3 protein-coding genes are annotated in these 4,467 nt (G+C 46.8%); 1 reads left to right on the top strand and 2 read right to left on the bottom strand.

Going from position 1 to position 4,467, the window contains the following annotated elements; all coding sequences use genetic code 11:
- The first annotated feature begins 66 nt into the window (after window positions 1-66).
- Entirely contained in the window at window positions 67-435 is a 369-nt protein-coding gene (locus F8N00_RS16400; RefSeq protein WP_421018592.1) for a sulfurtransferase, read from the top strand.
- A gap of 41 nt (window positions 436-476) precedes the next feature.
- Here the strand turns inward: F8N00_RS16400 and F8N00_RS16405 are convergent, their stop codons facing one another.
- Window positions 477-2,900, bottom strand: coding sequence for a glycogen/starch/alpha-glucan phosphorylase (locus F8N00_RS16405; RefSeq protein WP_075641977.1), 2,424 nt, complete (start codon window positions 2,898-2,900; stop codon window positions 477-479).
- Window positions 2,901-2,928: 28 nt separating this feature from the next.
- On the bottom strand, window positions 2,929-4,380 hold the full coding sequence (gene glgA / locus F8N00_RS16410) for a glycogen synthase GlgA (protein ID WP_075641976.1): 1,452 nt from the start codon (window positions 4,378-4,380) through the stop codon (window positions 2,929-2,931).
- Window positions 4,381-4,467 lie beyond the last annotated feature (87 nt).

Genomic DNA, 4,467 nt, shown 5'->3' on the forward strand with positions numbered 1-4,467 from the left:
GCTCGGAGATGTGTATAAGAGACAGCTTATGAACCGTCTCAGTACACGCCTCGTTTTCAAGATGAGATGCTTGTCTCGTTCGAAGAGTTGAAAGATCAGCTGACAGAAACAATGGTCATCGATTCCCGTGCACCCGATCGATACCGTGGAGAAATCGAACCACTCGATCACGTCGCCGGTCACATTCCAGGTGCCGTGAATTGTTTCTTCGAACAAGCACTCTCACCAGATGGTCGCTTACGGGACGCGGAAGATTTGAAAGAACTGTACGCCGACATCCTACCGGTCAAAACCCCTATCCTCTATTGTGGAAGTGGTGTGACAGCGTGTGTCAATGTCATCGCTCTCCATTCACTCGGGAAAACCGATGTCCGGCTTTACGCCGGCTCTTATAGTGATTGGGTCAGCCGTGGTGAAGATGTCTCCCGTTCGTAAGCATCAGACACTGACAGAAACATCTGTCAGTGTCTTTTTGTTCAGAGTTGAATCGGTTTGATGTTCCAGATCGCATTCGCATACTCTTTAATCGTTCGGTCACTTGAGAACACACCTGACCGTGCAATATTAAGAATGACGCGTTTATACCATTCTTCTGGTTGCTGATACATCCGATCGATTCGTTCTTGCGCTTGTTGGTAGGATAAGAAATCTTTTAAAATTAAATATTCATCATTATACGTCAATAATGAATCATAAATCGCTTGGAACTCACCTGGAGCAAATAATGTTCCATCGACGAGACTATCGATGATTCGTCGAAGCTCGGGTTGGGCACTGTATTGATCGTATGCACTGTAACCACCGTACTGCTTATAATTCATGACTTCCTGCGGTGTTAAGCCGAAGATGAAGATGTTCGCATCCCCGACCTCGTCTCGAATTTCGATGTTCGCTCCGTCGAGCGTTCCGATTGTCAGTGCACCATTCATCATGAACTTCATGTTGCCGGTTCCAGAGGCTTCATAACTTGCAGTCGAAATCTGTTCACTGACGTCACTTGCCGGGAAGATTTTCTCAGCAAGCGATACACGATAGTTTTCTAGGAAGACGACTTTCAAGTATGGACTGACGTCTGGATCCTGATTGATCAAGCGAGCTAACGCATTGATATAACGAATGACTTCTTTTGCATAATGATAGCCTGGCGCCGCCTTTGCACCAAAGATGAATGTCCGCGGTGTCATCGTGAAGGAACGGTCTTCCTTCAGACGATAGTAAAGTGAATGAATGTGTAACGCATTCAAGAGTTGACGTTTGTACGCATGCAATCGCTTGACTTGAACATCAAAAATCGAGGTCGGATCCACGACGATCCCGGTTTCTTTTTCAATGAGCAACGCTAATTCTTCTTTACGCTGAAGTTTGATCTCGGCGATGTCCTTCTGTAATGCTGCATCCTCTGCCCATTTCGTCAACTTTTGCAAATCGGACGGATGCTGAATCCAACTATCCCCGATTGCTTCTGTCACACGATTTGCCAGTGCTGGATTCGATGAGAGGAACCAGCGACGATGTGTAATTCCGTTCGTCTTATTATTAAAGCGAAGCGGAAACATCTCATAAAATAGTCGCATCTCGCGCTGCTTCAGAATCTCAGTATGAATCTGAGCGACACCATTCGTCGAATGCGTGCCGACGACAGCCAGATTCGCCATGTTGATCCGGTCATCCGCGATGATGGCGATATCTCGCATATGCGCTTCCATGTGTGGATAGTTTGCAAGCACATCCTTACAGAAGCGTCGGTTGATTTCCTCGATGATGAGGTAGATGCGCGGTAACAAGCGACGGAACAAATCGATCGGCCAGCGCTCGAGTGCTTCTGACAGTAACGTGTGGTTCGTAAACGACATGACACTCTTCGTGATCCGCCATGCTTCTTCCCATCCAAATCCTTCTTCATCGACAAGAATCCGCATCAACTCCGGAATCGCGACGACCGGATGTGTATCGTTGATATGGATAGCGATATGGTTGCCGAGTTGCTTCAATGAATGATTTCGCTTTTTAAAGGACGTCAAGATACTCCGTAATCCGGCAGAGACAAAGAAGTATTGTTGCTTCAAACGCAACTCTTTTCCTTCATACGTCGTATCATCCGGATACAGAAACTCTGAAATCGTCTGAATCGATTGTTTATGTGCCAGTAAATCTTTATAGTTCCCACGGTATTGGCTAAGTAATTCATCATCATCAAGTGGGGACTCAGCACTCCAGAGTCGCAGGTTATTGACGACCTTGTTTTGATAGCCGACGATCGGCATATCGTACGGAACAGCACGGACGATTTCAGCCGGCTCATGATGGACACGATATCCATCACCGACTTCTTCGAGCCAGACATGTCCACCGAATGGAACATCGACCGCTTTATCAGAACGTCTGATTTCCCACATGTTCCCGTTCTTCAGCCAGTTATCCGGTAATTCGACTTGATAACCATCAATGATTTTTTGCTTAAACAGACCGTACTGATACCGGATCCCGTTCCCGTGTCCAGGCAGACCCAGCGCAGCCAGGGAATCGAGGAAACACGCCGCGAGACGACCGAGCCCTCCGTTCCCAAGTCCAGGTTCCGGCTCTTCTTCTGTCAAATCACTGAGCTGATATCCGAGTTCGTCAAGTCCCCGTTCCACATCCTTTAAGACATCAAGACTCAATAGGTTGTTATGCAGGAAACGTCCGAGTAAAAACTCGAGTGAAAAGTAATAGACTTGCTTACTTTTTTTATGGATATACGTTTCCTTCGTCCGTAACCAGTCGGTCGTGACCGTCTCACGTACCAGATAGGCAAGTGTCTGATAGATATCGTTTTCTGTTGCTTCCGTTATTGCCTTGCCATGCATCGAAACGAATCGTTCCGTAAACCTCTCCTTGAACTTCTCTTTATCTTTGAACATGACGTAACCCCTTTTCCCAGTGATACGATCAAGTGGCGGACGGTGCAATCAAACGATATAAAGCCAAGTATTCGTCGGCTGAACGCAACCAACTGAAGTCCTCATTCATCGCTGTCTCAATCAAATGCTTAAAGACTGGTCGATCATGATACACCTCAATCGTACGTTTAATCGCTTCTAAAAACTCATGTGCATTATAATTCGCGAACGAGAATCCATTTCCTTCTAACGTGAACTGATTGAACGGTTTAACCGTATCACGGAGCCCACCTGTTTCCCGAACGACCGGTAAACAGCCATACTTCATCGAAATCAACTGACTGAGACCACACGGTTCAAAACGCGAAGGCATCAAGAAAGCATCACTTCCTGCATAGATCCGTTGTGCGAGACCAACGTCAAATCCGATATAAGAAGCGATTTTGTCTGGACGAATCGATGTCGCATGATGGAACAACCCTTCATATTCCGCTTCACCCGATCCGAGAATGATGAACTGCGCATCGAGTTCGAACAAGTCTGGTAAGATATGCGCGAGTAAATCGATTCCCTTTTGGTCGACAAGACGAGAAACGAAACCGAACAGTGGTACGTCCGGATTGATCGGGAGACCTAGTTCCTCTTGTAAGGCAGCCTTGTTTTTTGCTTTTCCTTCCGTGACGGTATCAACGGAATACGTCTCAACGAGATGCGTATCATGCGCAGGATCAAATTGACGATAGTCGATTCCGTTCAAGATTCCACGCACGTCGACAGCGCGATGTTGCAAGACCGGCTCAAGTGTCTCACCGTAATACGGATCCATGATTTCATCACGGTACGATGGACTGACTGTCGTGATTTGATTGGAGTGGACAAGTCCTGCCTTCATGTAATTGACGAGACCGTTATGAGCGATCCCATCCGCTGTGAAATGTTCATGACTCAAACCAAGTAAGTCACCGAGCACTTCTTCCGGGAAGACACCCTGGTACTGTAAGTTGTGGATCGTAAAGACCGTTTTAATATCTTGATAGCGCTCAAGATGCTGATAATGGATGCGTAAGAACGCTGGAATCACACCTGTTTGCCAATCGTGACAATGGATGACGTCCGGTACTTCCTTTCGATCCAGATGTTGAATCATCTCAAGGACAGCACGTGAGAAATACGCAAACCGTTCCGCATCATCGTAATGTCCATAAATGACGCCATCCCGTTTGAAGTAGTACTCATTATCGATGAAATAGAACGTCACACCATCTTGTTTCAATCGGAGGACAGCACCAAATTGCTGGCGCCAGCCGACCGGTACGATGAAGTCGAATAAAAACTCCATCTCTGATTTGTATTGCTCCTTGATTTGACCGTAATTGGGTAAGACGACCGAAACGTCCGCCCCTTCCTCAGCAAGCGCTAAAGGGAGCGAGCCGACGACGTCAGCTAGCCCCCCTGTCTTGATGAAGGGTGTCGCTTCCGTGGCAGCAAACCATACCTTCATGAATGACATCTCCTTTAAACGATTGTTTGTTTTTTGATGACGATTGGTTCTTCTGCCGTTCCGCGGATGACTTGACCTGTCTCTTAT

Source organism: Exiguobacterium sp. A1_3_1 (assembly GCF_048985645.1).
GTDB classification, from domain to species: domain Bacteria; phylum Bacillota; class Bacilli; order Exiguobacteriales; family Exiguobacteriaceae; genus Exiguobacterium_A; species Exiguobacterium_A indicum.